The 15139-nt window shown below is 56.0% G+C and carries 19 protein-coding genes and 2 pseudogenes; 3 read left to right on the top strand and 18 right to left on the bottom strand.

The window, feature by feature from the left end:
* Positions 1–24 precede the first annotated feature (24 nt).
* The gene (gene uvrA, locus AC4ANK_RS04690) at positions 25–2859 is read left to right on the top strand and encodes an excinuclease ABC subunit UvrA (protein ID WP_002555460.1); all 2835 of its coding nucleotides are present in this window, start codon (positions 25–27) and stop codon (positions 2857–2859) included.
* 93 nt (positions 2860–2952) lie between these two features.
* On the opposite strand, the gene bfr is transcribed toward uvrA, so the two are convergent.
* Both bfr and AC4ANK_RS04680 read right to left on the bottom strand, forming a co-directional pair.
* Entirely contained in the window at positions 2953–3417 is a 465-nt protein-coding gene (bfr, locus tag AC4ANK_RS04685) for a bacterioferritin (protein WP_002555461.1), read from the bottom strand.
* A gap of 154 nt (positions 3418–3571) precedes the next feature.
* Positions 3572–4450, bottom strand: a pseudogene (locus tag AC4ANK_RS04680) (catalase); the annotation flags it as partial.
* A gap of 83 nt (positions 4451–4533) precedes the next feature.
* Here AC4ANK_RS04680 and istA point away from each other — a divergent pair.
* Both istA and istB read left to right on the top strand, forming a co-directional pair.
* Positions 4534–5556: an IS21-like element ISPsy4 family transposase gene (gene istA / locus AC4ANK_RS04675; protein WP_460383174.1), complete on the top strand. Its 1023-nt coding sequence runs from the start codon at positions 4534–4536 to the stop codon at positions 5554–5556.
* The gene (istB, locus tag AC4ANK_RS04670; protein ID WP_460383172.1) at positions 5553–6362 is read left to right on the top strand and encodes an IS21-like element ISPsy4 family helper ATPase IstB; all 810 of its coding nucleotides are present in this window, start codon (positions 5553–5555) and stop codon (positions 6360–6362) included. Before istA ends, istB begins: the two co-directional genes overlap by 4 nt.
* A gap of 47 nt (positions 6363–6409) precedes the next feature.
* Here the strand turns inward: istB and AC4ANK_RS04665 are convergent.
* The 16 genes and pseudogenes from AC4ANK_RS04665 to rplE all read right to left on the bottom strand — a co-directional run.
* Positions 6410–6985: pseudogene (locus AC4ANK_RS04665) on the bottom strand (catalase); the annotation flags it as partial.
* A 167-nt stretch (positions 6986–7152) separates the two neighbouring features.
* Complete coding sequence (gene rplQ, locus AC4ANK_RS04660) at positions 7153–7539, bottom strand: 50S ribosomal protein L17 (protein WP_002555463.1); 387 nt, start codon at positions 7537–7539, stop codon at positions 7153–7155.
* Between the two features lie 41 nt (positions 7540–7580).
* Complete coding sequence (locus tag AC4ANK_RS04655; protein WP_002555464.1) at positions 7581–8582, bottom strand: DNA-directed RNA polymerase subunit alpha; 1002 nt, start codon at positions 8580–8582, stop codon at positions 7581–7583.
* Positions 8583–8604: 22 nt separating this feature from the next.
* Positions 8605–9225, bottom strand: coding sequence for a 30S ribosomal protein S4 (gene rpsD / locus AC4ANK_RS04650; protein ID WP_002555465.1), 621 nt, complete (start codon positions 9223–9225; stop codon positions 8605–8607).
* An 18-nt stretch (positions 9226–9243) separates the two neighbouring features.
* Positions 9244–9633, bottom strand: coding sequence for a 30S ribosomal protein S11 (rpsK, locus tag AC4ANK_RS04645; RefSeq protein ID WP_002555466.1), 390 nt, complete (start codon positions 9631–9633; stop codon positions 9244–9246).
* A gap of 30 nt (positions 9634–9663) precedes the next feature.
* Positions 9664–10020 (bottom strand): 30S ribosomal protein S13, encoded by a 357-nt coding sequence (gene rpsM / locus AC4ANK_RS04640; RefSeq protein WP_002555467.1) that lies wholly within the window; start codon positions 10018–10020, stop codon positions 9664–9666.
* A 130-nt stretch (positions 10021–10150) separates the two neighbouring features.
* On the bottom strand, positions 10151–10267 hold the full coding sequence (gene rpmJ / locus AC4ANK_RS04635; protein WP_002555468.1) for a 50S ribosomal protein L36: 117 nt from the start codon (positions 10265–10267) through the stop codon (positions 10151–10153).
* 28 nt (positions 10268–10295) lie between these two features.
* Positions 10296–11630: a preprotein translocase subunit SecY gene (gene secY / locus AC4ANK_RS04630; protein WP_002555469.1), complete on the bottom strand. Its 1335-nt coding sequence runs from the start codon at positions 11628–11630 to the stop codon at positions 10296–10298.
* Positions 11631–12065, bottom strand: coding sequence for a 50S ribosomal protein L15 (gene rplO, locus AC4ANK_RS04625; protein WP_002555470.1), 435 nt, complete (start codon positions 12063–12065; stop codon positions 11631–11633).
* Between the two features lie 3 nt (positions 12066–12068).
* Positions 12069–12245, bottom strand: a complete 177-nt coding sequence (rpmD, locus tag AC4ANK_RS04620) for a 50S ribosomal protein L30 (RefSeq protein WP_002555471.1) — start codon at positions 12243–12245, stop codon at positions 12069–12071.
* Positions 12246–12247: 2 nt separating this feature from the next.
* On the bottom strand, positions 12248–12748 hold the full coding sequence (gene rpsE, locus AC4ANK_RS04615; protein WP_003317099.1) for a 30S ribosomal protein S5: 501 nt from the start codon (positions 12746–12748) through the stop codon (positions 12248–12250).
* Positions 12749–12751: 3 nt separating this feature from the next.
* Complete coding sequence (rplR, locus tag AC4ANK_RS04610) at positions 12752–13102, bottom strand: 50S ribosomal protein L18 (RefSeq protein ID WP_002555473.1); 351 nt, start codon at positions 13100–13102, stop codon at positions 12752–12754.
* A 10-nt stretch (positions 13103–13112) separates the two neighbouring features.
* Positions 13113–13646 (bottom strand): 50S ribosomal protein L6, encoded by a 534-nt coding sequence (gene rplF / locus AC4ANK_RS04605; protein WP_002555474.1) that lies wholly within the window; start codon positions 13644–13646, stop codon positions 13113–13115.
* Between the two features lie 12 nt (positions 13647–13658).
* Positions 13659–14051: a 30S ribosomal protein S8 gene (rpsH, locus tag AC4ANK_RS04600; RefSeq protein ID WP_002555475.1), complete on the bottom strand. Its 393-nt coding sequence runs from the start codon at positions 14049–14051 to the stop codon at positions 13659–13661.
* Positions 14052–14264: 213 nt separating this feature from the next.
* Entirely contained in the window at positions 14265–14570 is a 306-nt protein-coding gene (rpsN, locus tag AC4ANK_RS04595) for a 30S ribosomal protein S14 (protein ID WP_002555476.1), read from the bottom strand.
* Positions 14571–14583: 13 nt separating this feature from the next.
* Positions 14584–15123, bottom strand: a complete 540-nt coding sequence (rplE, locus tag AC4ANK_RS04590) for a 50S ribosomal protein L5 (RefSeq protein WP_002555477.1) — start codon at positions 15121–15123, stop codon at positions 14584–14586.
* Positions 15124–15139: the final 16 nt, after the last annotated feature.

Raw genomic sequence — 15139 nt, 5'->3', positions numbered from 1 at the left:
TTATGCCCGCCAAGCGAGGCCGCAGTGGACAAGATCCTGATACGTGGGGCACGAACCCACAACCTGAAAAATATTGACCTGACACTTCCCCGCGACAAACTGATCGTTATCACCGGGCTCTCCGGCTCAGGCAAGTCTTCACTGGCTTTCGATACGCTGTACGCCGAAGGGCAACGCCGTTATGTCGAGTCGCTGTCTGCCTACGCCCGGCAGTTCCTGTCGATGATGGAAAAACCGGACGTCGACACGATCGAAGGTCTGTCGCCGGCGATTTCCATCGAGCAGAAGTCTACTTCGCATAACCCGCGCTCGACCGTGGGGACGATCACCGAAATCTACGACTACCTGCGTCTTTTGTATGCGCGCGTCGGCCAGCCTCGCTGCCCGGACCACGATATCCCGCTGGAAGCGCAGACCGTCAGCCAGATGGTCGATCTCGTGTTGACCCAGCCCGAAGGCAGCAAGTTGATGCTGCTTGCGCCGGTTATCCGTGAGCGCAAGGGTGAACATCTGTCGGTCTTTGAAGAGCTGCGCGCGCAAGGTTTTGTTCGCGCGCGGGTCAACGGCAAGCTGTGTGAGCTGGATGAGCTGCCGAAGCTGGACAAGCAGAAGAAGCACTCGATTGATGTGGTAGTGGACCGTTTCAAGGTCCGCGCCGATCTGCAGCAGCGCCTGGCGGAATCCTTTGAAACCGCCTTGAAGCTGGCCGACGGCATTGCGCTGGTCGCGCCCATGGACGATGAACCGGGCGAAGAAGTGATTTTCTCTGCCCGCTTCGCCTGCCCGATCTGTGGCCATGCGATCAGCGAGCTGGAGCCGAAGCTGTTCTCCTTCAACAACCCGGCCGGCGCATGCCCGACCTGCGACGGTCTGGGCGTAAAGCAGTTCTTTGATATCAAGCGGCTGGTAAATGCCGAGTTGACGCTTGCCGAAGGCGCGATACGAGGCTGGGACAGGCGTAACGTCTATTACTTCCAGATGCTGGGGTCGCTATCCAAGCACTACGGTTTCAGTCTGGAAGTGCCGTTCAAAGAAATCCCGGCCGACATGCAGAAAGTTCTGCTCAACGGCAGCGGCTCGCAGAGTGTCGACTTCCGCTATCTGAACGACCGCGGCGATATCGTCAAGCGCGCGCACCCGTTCGAAGGCATCGTGCCGAATCTGGAACGTCGCTACCGGGAAACCGAATCAGCGACTGTGCGTGAAGAGCTGGCCAAGTTTCTGGGCACGCAGCCCTGCCCTGATTGCCGAGGTACCCGCTTGCGTCGTGAGGCGCGCCATGTGTGGGTAGGTGAAAAGACCTTGCCTGCGGTGACCAATCTGCCGATTGGCGATGCCACGCATTACTTCGAAACGCTCAAGCTGACCGGACGGCGCGGCGAAATTGCCGACAAGATTCTCAAGGAAATCCGTGAGCGTCTGCAGTTTCTGGTCAACGTGGGCTTGGATTACCTGACACTGGATCGCAGCGCGGACACCCTGTCCGGCGGTGAGGCTCAGCGTATCCGCCTGGCCAGCCAGATCGGTGCGGGCCTGGTCGGGGTGATGTACATCCTCGATGAGCCGTCCATTGGCCTGCACCAGCGCGATAACGATCGTTTGCTGGGCACGCTCAAGCACCTGCGCGACATAGGCAACACCGTGATTGTGGTCGAGCACGATGAAGATGCGATTCGCCTGGCCGACTATGTGGTCGACATCGGCCCGGGCGCGGGTGTGCATGGTGGTCATATCGTTGCCGAAGGTACGCCGGACGAAGTGATGTCGCATCCCGACTCACTGACCGGCAAGTACCTGTCGGGCCGTGTGAAGATTGCTGTACCCGCCAAGCGCACGCCGCGTAACAAGAAGCTGTCGCTGACGCTCAAAGGTGCGCGTGGCAACAACCTGCAGAACGTCAATCTCGATATTCCGATTGGTCTGCTGACCTGCGTGACGGGTGTTTCCGGGTCGGGCAAGTCGACGCTGATCAACAACACACTGTTTCCGCTGAGCGCTACGGCGTTGAACGGTGCCACGACGCTTGAGGCGGCCGCCCACGATAGCATCAATGGCCTGCAGCATCTGGACAAGGTCGTCGACATTGACCAGAGCCCTATTGGTCGTACGCCGCGCTCCAACCCGGCGACCTATACCGGGCTGTTCACGCCGATTCGTGAACTGTTTGCCGGTGTACCGGAATCGCGTTCACGGGGCTACGGTCCGGGACGGTTCTCGTTCAACGTCAAGGGCGGACGCTGCGAGGCGTGCCAGGGCGACGGGCTGATCAAGGTTGAGATGCACTTTCTGCCGGACATCTACGTGCCCTGCGATGTGTGTAAGAGCAAGCGTTACAACCGCGAAACGCTTGAGATCAAGTACAAAGGCAAGAACGTACACGAAGTGCTGGAGATGACCATCGAGGAAGCGCGTGAGTTCTTCGACGCCGTTCCTGCACTGGCGCGCAAGCTGCAAACCCTGATGGATGTAGGACTTTCCTATATCAAGCTGGGGCAATCGGCGACAACCCTGTCAGGCGGCGAGGCGCAGCGGGTCAAGCTGTCGCGTGAGCTGTCCAAGCGTGACACTGGCAAAACGCTGTACATCCTCGACGAGCCGACCACGGGCCTGCACTTCGCGGATATTCAGCAGTTGCTGGATGTATTGCATCGCCTACGCGACCACGGCAACACAGTGGTGGTGATCGAGCACAACCTGGATGTCATCAAGACGGCGGACTGGCTGGTGGACCTGGGGCCGGAAGGCGGTTCAAGAGGCGGGCAGATCATTGCGACCGGCACACCTGAACAGGTCGCCGAGATGGAGCAGTCGTACACCGGGCATTACCTGAAGCCTCTGTTGATCAGAGACAGGGCTTAACCGGCGTTGCGAAAACGGGTCTGGCTTCGGTCAGACCCAGGTACAAAAAAGCTCCTGTCACGTAAGTGCAGGAGCTTTTTTATGGCTATCGAATCAGAACTGCGATTGCAGGTAGTTCTGCAGGCCAATGGACTTGATCAAGCCCATCTGCTGTTCAAGCCAATAAGTGTGGTCTTCTTCCGTATCGGCCAGTTGCACACGCAGGATTTCACGGGTCACGTAGTCACCGTGCAGCTCACAAAGCTCGATGCCCTTGCACAGCGCAGCACGAACCTTGTATTCCAGACGCAGATCGCTGGCGAGCATCTCAGGCACTGTGGTGCCGACATCCAAGTCATCCGGACGCATGCGTGGCGTGCCTTCAAGCATCAGGATACGACGCATCAGCGCATCAGCGTGTTGTGCCTCTTCTTCCATCTCGTGGTTGATACGCTCATAGAGCTTCGAAAAGCCCCAGTCTTCGTACATGCGCGAGTGAACGAAATATTGGTCACGAGCCGCCAGTTCGCCCGTGAGCAACGTGTTGAGATAATCGATTACTTCGGGGTGGCCTTGCATCGCACCAGACTCCTGCTTCAAAGCCGATAGTTTGAACCAAGCGCCGCGCAAGGTCACTGAGAAAAACGCAATAAACCGACGAAAAGTGGCGAAATTACGCCGTTAAGAAGCGAAAAACCGCCCAAATGAGGGCGGTTCTGTTTCTCACTTCGACTCAGCCCAGTTTTATACCCAGAGCGTTGGCAATGCCTTCCCCGTAGGCCGGGTCAGCCTTGTAGAAATGCTGCAACTGACGCTGCACGATGTCACTGGAAACACCACCCATCGCGCCGGCAATGTTACTGATCAGCAGCGCTTTTTGATCAGCGCTCATCAGGTTGAACAACTTGCCCGTCTGACTGTAGTAATCGCCGTCCACGCGATGATCATGACGAACTGCGGCACCGCTCAAAGTCAGCATAGGCTCTGCATAGCGTGGATCTTCTTTCGGTGCATCCGAATAGCTGTTTGGCTCATAGTTCGGAGCCGCCCCGCCATTGGTACCGAAGGCCATCGACCCGTCGCGCTGGTAGCTATGCACTGGGTTCCTCGGTGCATTGATCGGCAATTGCTGGTGATTGGTACCTACGCGATAACGATGTGCATCAGCGTACGCAAACACGCGTCCTTGCAACATGCGGTCCGGCGACAAACCAACACCGGGCACCATGTTGCTGGGACCAAACGCTGCTTGCTCAACCTCGGCAAAGTAGTTGAGCGGGTTACGGTTCAGCTCCAGTTCACCGACTTCAATCAGCGGATATTCTTTCTGCGACCAGGTCTTGGTCACGTCGAACGGGTTCTCGTGGTGGTTCGCAGCCTGGGCTTCGCTCATCAGTTGAATGCAAACCTGCCACTTGGGGAAGTCGCCCCTCTCGATAGCAGTGAACAGGTCGCGCTGGGCGTAATCGGGATCAGTGCCCGCAATGCGCGCAGCCTCGGCTGGCGTGAGGTTCTTGATGCCCTGCCGGGTCTTGTAGTGCCACTTCACCCAATGACGCTCACCTGCAGCGCTGATCAGGCTGTACGTATGGCTACCAAAGCCGTGCATGTGTCACCGCCACTGTAAAAATGACCCCCTAACGCCAACCTAGAATTGACCCCCCTGGGTAAAACTGGCGGCTTTGAGCTGCCAATATGTTGACCCAGGAGCAGTCTGTGGAAATTAAAGTATTGGCCCGTCAGGGCCATGGCATCAAATTCATCGCCCGTGAGCTGGGTATTTCGCGTAACACCGTGCGCAAGTACCTGCGAAAGGCCCGGTCGCTACCCAGTGACAAGGTGAGACCCGCACGTCCGTGCAAAATCGACCCCTTCAAGGACTACCTGCATGAGCGTATTGAGGCAGCGCGCCCGCACTGGATTCCGGCGACCGTCCTGCTGCGTGAGATCACGGCATTGGGGTACAGCGGCGGCGTCAGTCGTCTGAAGGCTTATATTCGCCCCTTCAAACGTAAGGCAGAAGAGCCGGTGGTACGTTTCGAAACTCTGCCCGGCAAGCAGATGCAGGTGGACTTCACCACCATTCGACGAGGCCGTCAGCCGCTTAAGGCGTTCGTGGCGACACTTGGTTTTAGTCGAGCAAGCTTTGTCCGTTTCTCCGAGCGAGAGGACAGCGAAGCCTGGCTGACAGGGCTTCGGGAGGCGTTCGCTTACTTTGGCGGCGTGCCCGAGCAGGCATTGTTTGATAACGCCGGAACCATCATCACCGAGCGAGACGCTTTTGGGGAGGGCCTGCACCGTTGGCATCCCCGATTGGCTGCGCTGGCCGATGAGTTTGGTTTTATTCCCAAGGTCTGCCGCCCTTACCGTGCCCAGACCAAGGGCAAGGTTGAGCGCTTCAACGGGTATCTGAAGGGCAGTTTCATTACCCCGTTGGCCGCTACGCTCAAGAGTGCGGGTCTGACGCTGGATGTGGTGACGGCCAACGCACATATCGGCCAATGGCTCGACGAAGTCGCTCATCAGCGGATTCACGGCACGACGGGTGTTCAACCAGCGGTACGTCTGGCCGAAGAGCAGCAGGTACTATTACCACTGCCAACACAGAGCCTGCGCCCACAACCCGCCCAAGGCCTACGCCTGGGGCGGGTCCTGCCGTACGAGAGCTTGCAGCATCCGCTGTCGGTTTATGAGCAACTGCTGGAGGTGAGAGCATGAACCTTCAACATGCTCGCCTGACAGAACTATGCAAGGGGCTAAAGCTTGAGCGCGTCGGGGTGGACTGGCCGCACCTTGCCCAACAAGCAGCAAGCGGCGAAGACAGCTTTGCCGACTTCCTCGAAAAGCTGCTGGCTGCCGAGACCGATGCCCGAAGTGAACGCTCTCGACAGGCCCTGCTGAAAACTGCCGCGCTGCCCGCCGTGAAAACGCTGGAGCAATACGACTTCGCGTTTGCCACCGGCGTCCCCCGGGCACAGCTCCAGGAGCTGGCAGCATTGAGTTTTGTTGGGCGTACCGAGAACATCGTGTTCCTGGGGCCTAGTGGTGTAGGCAAGAGCCACCTGGCCATCGCCCTGGCCTACCGGGCAGTGATGGCCGGTATCAAAACCCGCTTCGTCACTGCGGCTGACTTGATGCTGCAACTGACCGCTGCGCACCGCCAGGAACGGCTCAAGGAATACTTCAGTCGTGTGGTGATGGCCCCCGGGTTGTTGGTCATCGATGAAATCGGTTACCTGCCGTTTGGTCGTGATGAAGCCAACCTGTTCTTCAATGTTGTCGCCAAGCGCTACGAGCAAGGCAGCCTGATCCTCACGAGTAACTTGCCGTTTACCCAGTGGGCCGGAACCTTTGCGGATGATCAAACACTGACAGCGGCCATGCTGGACAGGCTGTTACATCATGCCCATATCGTGCAGATGACAGGTGAAAGCTATCGACTCAAGGACAAGCGCAAAGCAGGAATCAAATCGTCTCGGGCCGAACCGGCTCGAAAATATGAACCCGAGGGGGGTCAAAACTAAGTTGGCGATTTAGCACGGAAGGGGGTCACTTTTTAGTTGGCGTTGACATGCATGTGACGATAGCCGTCCGGGATGCCTCGGTCCGAGAACAGAATAGTGACCTGGTGCAGCGCCTCAGGCGAGTGCGACCAGAAATCCCACATCATTTGCGGACTTTTCAGGTTGGTTTGCGGAAGACGTTTCTGCGTGTGGATGAAGTCAGGAAATTTCAGCGGGTCACGGATAAAGAACACTGGCGTGTTGTTACCCACGATGTCCCAGTTACCTTCCTCGGTGTAAAACTTGATTGCAAAGCCGCGCGGGTCACATTCGGTATCCGCCGAGCCACGCTCACCACCTACAGTGGAGAAACGTAGAAAAATCGGGGTCTGCTTGCCGATCGTATCGAACAGCTTGGCGCTGCTGTATTGGCTGATATCACGGGTAACGGTGAATGTGCCATGAGCACCCGATCCTTTGGCGTGTACACGACGTTCCGGAATATTCTCACGGTTGAAGTGAGCAAGCTTTTCGATCAGGTGGAAATCGTCGAGCAGTAAAGGACCACGTGGGCCTGCCGAGCGGGAGTTCTGGTTGTCGGCGACTGGTGCACCGCTGGCGGTCGTAAGGGTCTTCTGGCTCATGTAAGTCTTCCTCTGGCGTGTATAGCCGGTTAATTGGCTTGAGAGGAAGTATTGTGGAAAACTATTGCAGCATCGAATTCATTAAGCCATGACTATCGATAGGTTTTTTTAATCCCAGACAACAAAAAACCGGGCGCAAGGCCCGGTCTCTTGTTCAAACTGATGTCTTATTCAGCGGCTTCTACAGAGCCACCGACAGGACGATCAACCAACTCGACGTACGCCATTGGCGCGTTGTCGCCAGCGCGGAAACCGCACTTGAGGATACGCAGGTAGCCGCCCTGACGGGTTGCATAGCGCTTGCCCAGATCGTTGAACAGCTTGCCGACGATTTCTTTCGAACGAGTACGGTCGAAAGCCAGACGACGGTTAGCAACGCTGTCTTCCTTGGCCAGGGTGATCAGCGGCTCGGCAACGCGACGCAGTTCCTTGGCTTTCGGCAGGGTAGTTTTGATCAGCTCGTGCTCGAACAGCGACACCGCCATGTTTTGAAACATGGCTTTACGGTGAGAGCTGGTACGGCTCAGGTGACGTCCACTTTTACGATGACGCATGGTTCATTCCTTACCAAACTCGCGTTCGGTGATTACGACGATCAGGCCGTAGCCTTGTCGTCCTTCTTAAGACTTGCCGGCGGCCAGTTGTCGAGGCGCATGCCGAGGGAGAGACCACGAGAAGCCAGAACGTCCTTGATCTCGGTCAAGGATTTCTTGCCCAGGTTCGGAGTCTTCAACAGCTCTACTTCGGTGCGCTGAATCAGATCGCCGATGTAGTAGATGTTCTCCGCCTTAAGGCAGTTGGCCGAACGCACGGTCAGTTCCAAATCGTCAACCGGACGAAGCAGGATCGGATCGATCTCGTCTTCCTGTTCGATTACCACTGGTTCGCTGTCGCCTTTGAGGTCCACGAACGCAGCCAGCTGCTGTTGCAGGATGGTTGCAGCGCGACGGATAGCCTCTTCAGGGTCCAGAGTACCGTTGGTTTCCAGATCAATAACCAGCTTGTCCAGGTTAGTACGCTGCTCGACACGGGCGTTTTCCACCACGTATGCGATACGGCGAACCGGGCTGAACGAAGAATCAAGCTGCAAGCGACCAATGCTGCGGCTTTCGTCTTCATCGCTTTGACGCGAGTCTGCCGGCTCATAACCACGACCACGAGCTACGGTGAGCTTCATGTTCAAGACGCCGTTAGACGCCAGGTTAGCGATTACGTGATCGGGGTTAACGATCTCGACATCATGATCCAGCTGAATATCGGCAGCGGTAACCACCCCCGAACCCTTCTTCGACAAGGTCAGCGTAACTTCGTCTCGACCGTGCAGCTTGATAGCCAGACCTTTAAGGTTCAACAGGATTTCAATGACGTCTTCCTGTACACCTTCGATGGCGCTGTACTCATGGAGTACACCGTCAATCTCGGCCTCGACTACTGCACAGCCGGGCATGGAGGACAACAAAATGCGGCGAAGCGCGTTGCCCAGGGTATGGCCGAAACCACGCTCGAGAGGCTCGAGAGTGATCTTGGCGCGGGTTGGACTGACAACCTGCACATCAATATGGCGGGGTGTCAGGAACTCATTTACCGAAATCTGCATGGATGCACCTATTTTCTAGCCCTTACTTGGAGTAGAGCTCGACAATCAGGCTTTCGTTGATGTCGGCGGATAGATCACTGCGAGCTGGAACGTTCTTGAAAACGCCCGATTTCTTCTCAGTGTCTACTTCTACCCATTCTACGCGGCCACGTTGGGCACACAGATCGAGAGCCTGGACAATACGCAGCTGATTCTTAGCTTTTTCGCGGATAGCAACAACGTCGCCAGCACGAACCTGATAAGAAGGAACGTTAACGGTTTTGCCGTTTACGCTGACCGACTTGTGCGAAACCAATTGACGGGATTCGGCACGCGTCGAGCCGAAGCCCATGCGGTATACAACGTTGTCCAGACGGCATTCGAGCAGTTGCAGCAGGTTCTCGCCTGTTGCACCTTTCTTGCCGGCGGCTTCTTTGTAGTAGCCGCTGAACTGACGCTCGAGAACGCCGTAGATACGACGGACTTTTTGCTTTTCACGCAGCTGAGTACCGTAATCGGACTGGCGACCGCGGCGTTGGCCGTGGATACCTGGAGCTGCTTCGATGTTGCACTTGGATTCGATAGCGCGAACGCCGCTCTTCAGAAAGAGATCGGTGCCTTCACGACGAGCAAGTTTGCATTTTGGACCAATGTAACGAGCCATTTCTTACAGTCTCCTGGATTACACGCGGCGCTTCTTCGGCGGACGGCACCCGTTGTGCGGGATTGGCGTCACGTCGGTGATGCTGGCGATCTTATAGCCACAGCCGTTCAATGCACGGACAGCGGATTCACGACCTGGGCCTGGACCCTTGACATTGACGTCGAGGTTCTTCAGACCGTACTCCAGCGCAGCTTGACCAGCACGCTCAGCAGCTACTTGAGCAGCGAACGGGGTGGACTTGCGCGAACCACGGAAACCCGAACCGCCGGAGGTAGCCCACGAAAGAGCGTTACCTTGACGATCGGTAATGGTGACGATTGTGTTGTTAAACGACGCGTGGATGTGGGCGATGCCATCAACCACTGTCTTTTTAACTTTTTTACGAGGACGAGCAGCAGGTTTTGCCATGACTAAATTCCTGTCGTTGCGCTGGTGCGATTACTTGCGGATCGGCTTACGCGGACCTTTGCGAGTACGCGCGTTGGTCTTGGTACGCTGACCGCGTACTGGAAGACCACGACGATGACGCAGACCGCGGTAGCAGCCCAGGTCCATCAAGCGCTTGATTTTCATGTTGATTTCGCGACGCAGGTCACCTTCAGTGGTGAACTTCGCCACTTCGCCACGCAGCTGTTCAATCTGCTCGTCGCTCAGATCTTTGATTTTCACCGCCGGGTTTACACCGGTGGTTGCACAAATTTTCTGTGCAGTGGTGCGACCAACACCATAGATGTAGGTCAGCGAGATAACAGTATGCTTGTTATCTGGAATGTTAACGCCTGCAATACGGGCCATTCAGTGGGACTCCAATTGACAGCTACCTACGCCCCGGAAGCCAAGAAATAGGGCGCGAGATAATATCGCTGTAGTAACAAATAATCAACCCAGCAGCGCACTAGCTGCTGGGCTTAAGCACAAATCACAATCAGCCTTGGCGCTGCTTATGACGTGGTTCCGCGCTGCAAATTACTCGAACCACACCTTCGCGGCGAATAATCTTGCAGTTACGGCACAGCTTTTTCACCGATGCACGAACTTTCATCACCAACTCCTCGAACCTTAGGGGTGCTTCAGCGCAGCATACCGCCGCTGCCACCGTAGCCCTTCAGGTTGGCTTTCTTCATCAGGGATTCATACTGGTGCGAAACGAGGTGAGATTGCACTTGCGACATAAAGTCCATCACAACCACGACCACGATCAGCAACGAGGTCCCGCCAAGGTAGAACGGTACGTTTGCCGCAACCACCAGAAACTGGGGAAGCAGACACACGGCCGTCATATATAGAGCACCGAACATGGTCAAGCGAGTCAAAACGCCATCAATATAGCGCGCCGACTGCTCGCCTGGACGAATACCCGGAATAAAGGCACCGGACTTCTTCAGGTTTTCCGCTACGTCTTTCGGATTGAACATCAACGCCGTATAGAAGAAGCAGAAGAAAATAATCCCTGCACTAAACAGCAGAATATTCAACGGCTGACCAGGAGCGATCGACTGCGAGATGTCCTGCAACCAGCCCAGACCTTCAGACTGACCAAACCAGGACCCCAACGAAGCCGGAAACAGCAAAATGCTGCTCGCGAAAATGGCTGGAATAACGCCAGCCATGTTCACTTTCAGCGGCAAGTGGCTTGTCTGTGCAGCGAAGACCTTGCGGCCCTGCTGACGCTTGGCGTAGTGAACAGCGATACGACGCTGACCACGCTCAATAAACACCACGAAACCGATGATCGCTACCGCCAGCAAACCGATAGCGACCAGAGCGAAGATGTTGATATCACCCTGACGCGCAGACTCGAAAGACTGCCCAATTGCTCTCGGAAGACCAGCGACGATACCTGCGAAGATCAACATCGAGATACCGTTGCCGACACCGCGCTCGGTAATCTGCTCGCCCAGCCACATCATGAACATCGCACCTGCCACGAAGGTAGTTACGGCCACAAAGTGGAAACCCAGGTCCCCAGAAAACGCGACGCCCTGACTCGCCAGACCAACGGACATGCCGATAGCTTGAACAAGAGCCAGGACAACGGTGCCATAGCGGGTGTACTGGCTTATCTTGCGACGGCCAGCTTCACCTTCCTTCTTCAACTGCTCCAGTTGCGGGCTGACGGCGGTCATCAACTGCATGATGATCGATGCCGAAATGTACGGCATGATCCCCAGCGCAAAGATGCTCATCCGTTCCAGCGCGCCACCGGAAAACATGTTGAACAAGCTAAGAATGGTCCCCTCATTCTGTCGAAACAGTTCTGCGAGTCGGTCAGGGTTAATACCTGGAACCGGGATGTGTGCGCCTATTCGGTAGACGATAATCGCCAGGAACAGAAAACGCAGACGAGCCCAGAGTTCAGACATACCGCCTTTGCCGAGCGCAGAGAGAGCACCTTGCTTAGCCATTTATTCCTCGAACTTGCCGCCAGCTGCTTCGATAGCCGCACGCGCACCTTTGGTGGCGGCGATACCCTTGATAGTGACAGCGCGAGTAACTTCGCCCGACAGCATGATTTTCACACGCTGAACGTTCTGGTTAATCACGTTGGCATCTTTCAGGGACTGCACAGTTACGATGTCGCCTTCCACTTTAGCCAGCTCGGACAGACGCACTTCTGCGCGGTCCATGGCTTTCAGGGAAACGAAACCGAATTTTGGCAGGCGACGATGCAGCGGCTGTTGGCCGCCCTCAAAGCCCGGAGCAATAGTGCCACCGGAGCGGGAGCTTTGACCTTTGTGGCCACGGCCACCGGTCTTGCCCAAACCGCTACCGATACCACGGCCCGGACGATGCTTTTCGCGACGGGAACCCGGCGCTGGACTCAGATCATTGAGTTTCATCGATTAACCCTCGACTCGCAGCATGTAGTAAGCCTTGTTGATCATCCCGCGATTTTCGGGAGTATCCAGGACTTCTACAGTGTGACCGATGCGACGCAGACCCAAACCCTTAATGCACAATCTGTGATTAGGGATGCGGCCGGTCATGCTTTTGATCAGCGTTACTTTAACGGTAGCCATGATCAGATGATCTCCTCAACACGCTTGCCACGTTTGGCAGCGATGGACTCAGGAGACTGCATGCCCTTCAAACCCTTGAAAGTGGCGTGAACCACGTTTACCGGGTTAGTCGAACCGTAGCACTTGGCCAATACGTTCTGGACACCAGCAACTTCCAGCACTGCGCGCATAGCGCCGCCAGCGATGATACCGGTACCTTCAGAAGCAGGCTGCATGTACACCTTCGAGGCGCCATGAGCAGACTTCATTGCGTACTGCAGGGTAGTGCCGTTCAGATCAACCTGAATCATGTTGCGACGAGCAGCTTCCATCGCCTTCTGGATCGCAGCAGGCACTTCACGTGACTTGCCACGGCCGAAGCCAACGCGCCCTTTACCATCACCCACTACGGTCAACGCAGTGAAAGTGAAGATACGGCCGCCTTTTACGGTTTTGGCCACGCGGTTAACTTGAACCAGCTTCTCGATGTAGCCTTCGTCGCGTTTTTGGTCGTGATTTGACATAACTTAGAACTCCAGCCCGCCTTCACGAGCAGCATCAGCCAGCGCTTTGACACGGCCGTGGTACTTGAAGCCAGAACGGTCGAAAGCGACTTGCGATACACCCGCGGCTTTCGCGCGCTCGGCGACCAGCTTGCCAACCTTAGTGGCCGCGTCGATGTTGCCAGTGGCGCCATCACGCAGTTCTTTGTCCAAAGTCGAGGCGCTTGCCAGGACTTTGCTGCCGTCGGCCGAGATGACCTGGGCATAAATGTGCTGCGAAGAGCGGTGCACGCAGAGACGCACGACTTCTAGCTCGTGCATTTTCAGGCGTGCTTTGCGAGCGCGACGCAGTCGGGTAACTTTTTTGACGGTCATTTGCTATGCCCTACTTCTTCTTGGCTTCTTTACGGCGGACGACTTCGTCTGCGTAACGCACACCTTTGCCTTTGTAAGGCTCAGGACGGCGGAAGTCGCGGATCTCAGCGGCCACTTGACCAACCAACTGCTTATCGATACCGCGAATCAGGATATCGGTCTGGCTGGGGGTCTCAGCGGTGATGCCATTCGGCAATTCGTAGTCCACTGGGTGCGAGAAGCCAAGTGCAAGGTTCAGTACCGTGCCTTTTGCTTGCGCCTTGTAACCAACACCGACCAGCTGGAGCTTGCGCTCGAAGCCTTGGCTCACGCCTTGGACCATGTTGTTTACCAGTGCACGAGTGGTGCCTGCCATTGCGCGGGTTTGTTGATCGCCATTGCGAGCAGCGAAACGCAGCTCACCAGCTTCTTCAACAATCTCAACGGACGAATGGATGTTCAGTTCTAGAGTGCCCTTGGCACCCTTCACCGAAAGCAGCTGGCCGACGAGTTTGACTTCGACGCCGGATGGCAGCTTAACGGGGTTCTTAGCGACGCGTGACATGCTTATCCCCCCTTAGAACACAGTGCAAAGCACTTCGCCACCGACACCGGCAGCGCGCGCAGCACGATCCGTCATCACACCTTTACTGGTGGAGACGATAGACACACCAAGACCGCCACGAACTTTCGGCAGATCATCGGAGGACTTGTACTGACGCAAGCCTGGGCGGCTGACGCGCTTAACCTCTTCGATGACCGGACGGCCTTCGAAGTACTTAAGCTCGATGGACAGCGAGGATTTAACTTCGCTGCTGATCTGATAACCCGCAATGTAGCCTTCGTCCTTCAGGACTTTTGCTACAGCAACCTTCAACGTGGAAGATGGCATGCTTACGACGGGCTTTTCAGCCATCTGGGCATTACGGATACGAGTTAGCATGTCCGCTAACGGGTCCTGCATACTCATGGGCTAGACGCTCCTAAAACAAAATAATTAGCCTTGCGGCTACAGCTTGATCGCCGAGAACTTCCGGGCAAGTAAAAACACGGGCTCAGGCGAGCCGACAATTCTAGTCCTACCCCGGAAATGAATCAAGCCCCAAAAGGGGCTTGATTCAAATTCAGGCACCATCCCGACCGGTGACTTGCGTAGCCGGCGGGAGGGCGCGAGAGGTGCGCCTTACCAGCTGGCTTTAACCAGACCTGGAACGTCGCCACGCATTGCTGCTTCACGCAGCTTGTTACGGCCGAGGCCGAACTTGCGGTAGACGCCGTGTGGACGACCAGTGATGCGGCAACGGTTACGCATGCGCGCAGCGCTTGCGTCACGTGGTTGCTTCTGCAGGGCTACGGTCGCTTCCCAACGTGCTTCTGGACTTGCGTTCAGATCAACGATGATAGCTTTCAGCTCTGCACGCTTCTTGGCGTACTTGGCAACGGTAAGCTGACGCTTCAGCTCACGGTTTTTCATGCTCTTCTTGGCCATTTTCCTACTCCAATCAGTTGCGGAACGGGAATTTGAAAGCACGCAGCAATGCGCGGCCTTCGTCATCGTTCTTGGCAGTGGTGGTCAGGGTAATGTCCAGACCGCGGAGAGCATCGATCTTGTCGTAGTCGATTTCCGGGAAAATGATCTGCTCTTTCACGCCCATGCTGTAGTTACCACGACCATCGAAGGACTTGGCATTCAGGCCGCGGAAGTCGCGAACCCGAGGCAGGGAGATCGACAGCAGACGATCCAGGAATTCATACATACGATCGCGGCGCAGAGTCACTTTGACGCCGATCGGCCAACCTTCGCGGACTTTAAAGCCAGCGATGGATTTCCGAGCGTAAGTCACAACGACTTTTTGACCGGTGATCTTTTCCAGGTCAGCAACAGCGTGCTCGATGACTTTTTTGTCGCCGATCGCTTCGCCCAGACCCATGTTCAGGGTGATTTTGGTAACGCGCGGAACTTCCATCACGTTCGAAAGCTTAAGTTCTTCCTTAAGTTTCGGAGCGATTTCCTTCCGGTAAATCTCTTTTAGTCGTGCCATGGTCTTCTACCTAGCA

Source organism: Pseudomonas sp. Pmew2, from assembly GCF_058129885.1.
Note: the sequence above shows the minus strand (reverse complement) of the source record. Positions and strands in the feature narration are given on the sequence as shown.

Coding starts and splice junctions, on each gene's coding strand:
- rpsK (WP_002555466.1), bottom strand. CDS start 9,633: ATGGCAAAACCTGCTGCTCGTCCTCGTAAAAAAGTTAAAAAGACAGTG.
- rpsH (WP_002555475.1), bottom strand. CDS start 14,051: ATGAGTATGCAGGACCCGTTAGCGGACATGCTAACTCGTATCCGTAAT.
- secY (WP_002555469.1), bottom strand. CDS start 11,630: ATGGCTAAGCAAGGTGCTCTCTCTGCGCTCGGCAAAGGCGGTATGTCT.
- rplO (WP_002555470.1), bottom strand. CDS start 12,065: ATGAAACTCAATGATCTGAGTCCAGCGCCGGGTTCCCGTCGCGAAAAG.
- istA (WP_460383174.1), top strand. CDS start 4,534: ATGTTGACCCAGGAGCAGTCTGTGGAAATTAAAGTATTGGCCCGTCAG.
- AC4ANK_RS04655 (WP_002555464.1), bottom strand. CDS start 8,582: ATGCAGATTTCGGTAAATGAGTTCCTGACACCCCGCCATATTGATGTG.
- rpsM (WP_002555467.1), bottom strand. CDS start 10,020: ATGGCCCGTATTGCAGGCGTTAACATTCCAGATAACAAGCATACTGTT.
- istB (WP_460383172.1), top strand. CDS start 5,553: ATGAACCTTCAACATGCTCGCCTGACAGAACTATGCAAGGGGCTAAAG.
- rplE (WP_002555477.1), bottom strand. CDS start 15,123: ATGGCACGACTAAAAGAGATTTACCGGAAGGAAATCGCTCCGAAACTT.
- rplQ (WP_002555463.1), bottom strand. CDS start 7,539: ATGCGTCATCGTAAAAGTGGACGTCACCTGAGCCGTACCAGCTCTCAC.
- rpmD (WP_002555471.1), bottom strand. CDS start 12,245: ATGGCTACCGTTAAAGTAACGCTGATCAAAAGCATGACCGGCCGCATC.
- rplR (WP_002555473.1), bottom strand. CDS start 13,102: ATGACCGTCAAAAAAGTTACCCGACTGCGTCGCGCTCGCAAAGCACGC.
- rpmJ (WP_002555468.1), bottom strand. CDS start 10,267: ATGAAAGTTCGTGCATCGGTGAAAAAGCTGTGCCGTAACTGCAAGATT.
- rpsN (WP_002555476.1), bottom strand. CDS start 14,570: ATGGCCAAGAAGAGCATGAAAAACCGTGAGCTGAAGCGTCAGCTTACC.
- rplF (WP_002555474.1), bottom strand. CDS start 13,646: ATGTCACGCGTCGCTAAGAACCCCGTTAAGCTGCCATCCGGCGTCGAA.
- bfr (WP_002555461.1), bottom strand. CDS start 3,417: ATGCAAGGCCACCCCGAAGTAATCGATTATCTCAACACGTTGCTCACG.
- rpsE (WP_003317099.1), bottom strand. CDS start 12,748: ATGTCAAATCACGACCAAAAACGCGACGAAGGCTACATCGAGAAGCTG.
- rpsD (WP_002555465.1), bottom strand. CDS start 9,225: ATGGCTCGTTACATTGGTCCAAAATGCAAACTTGCTCGTCGTGAAGGC.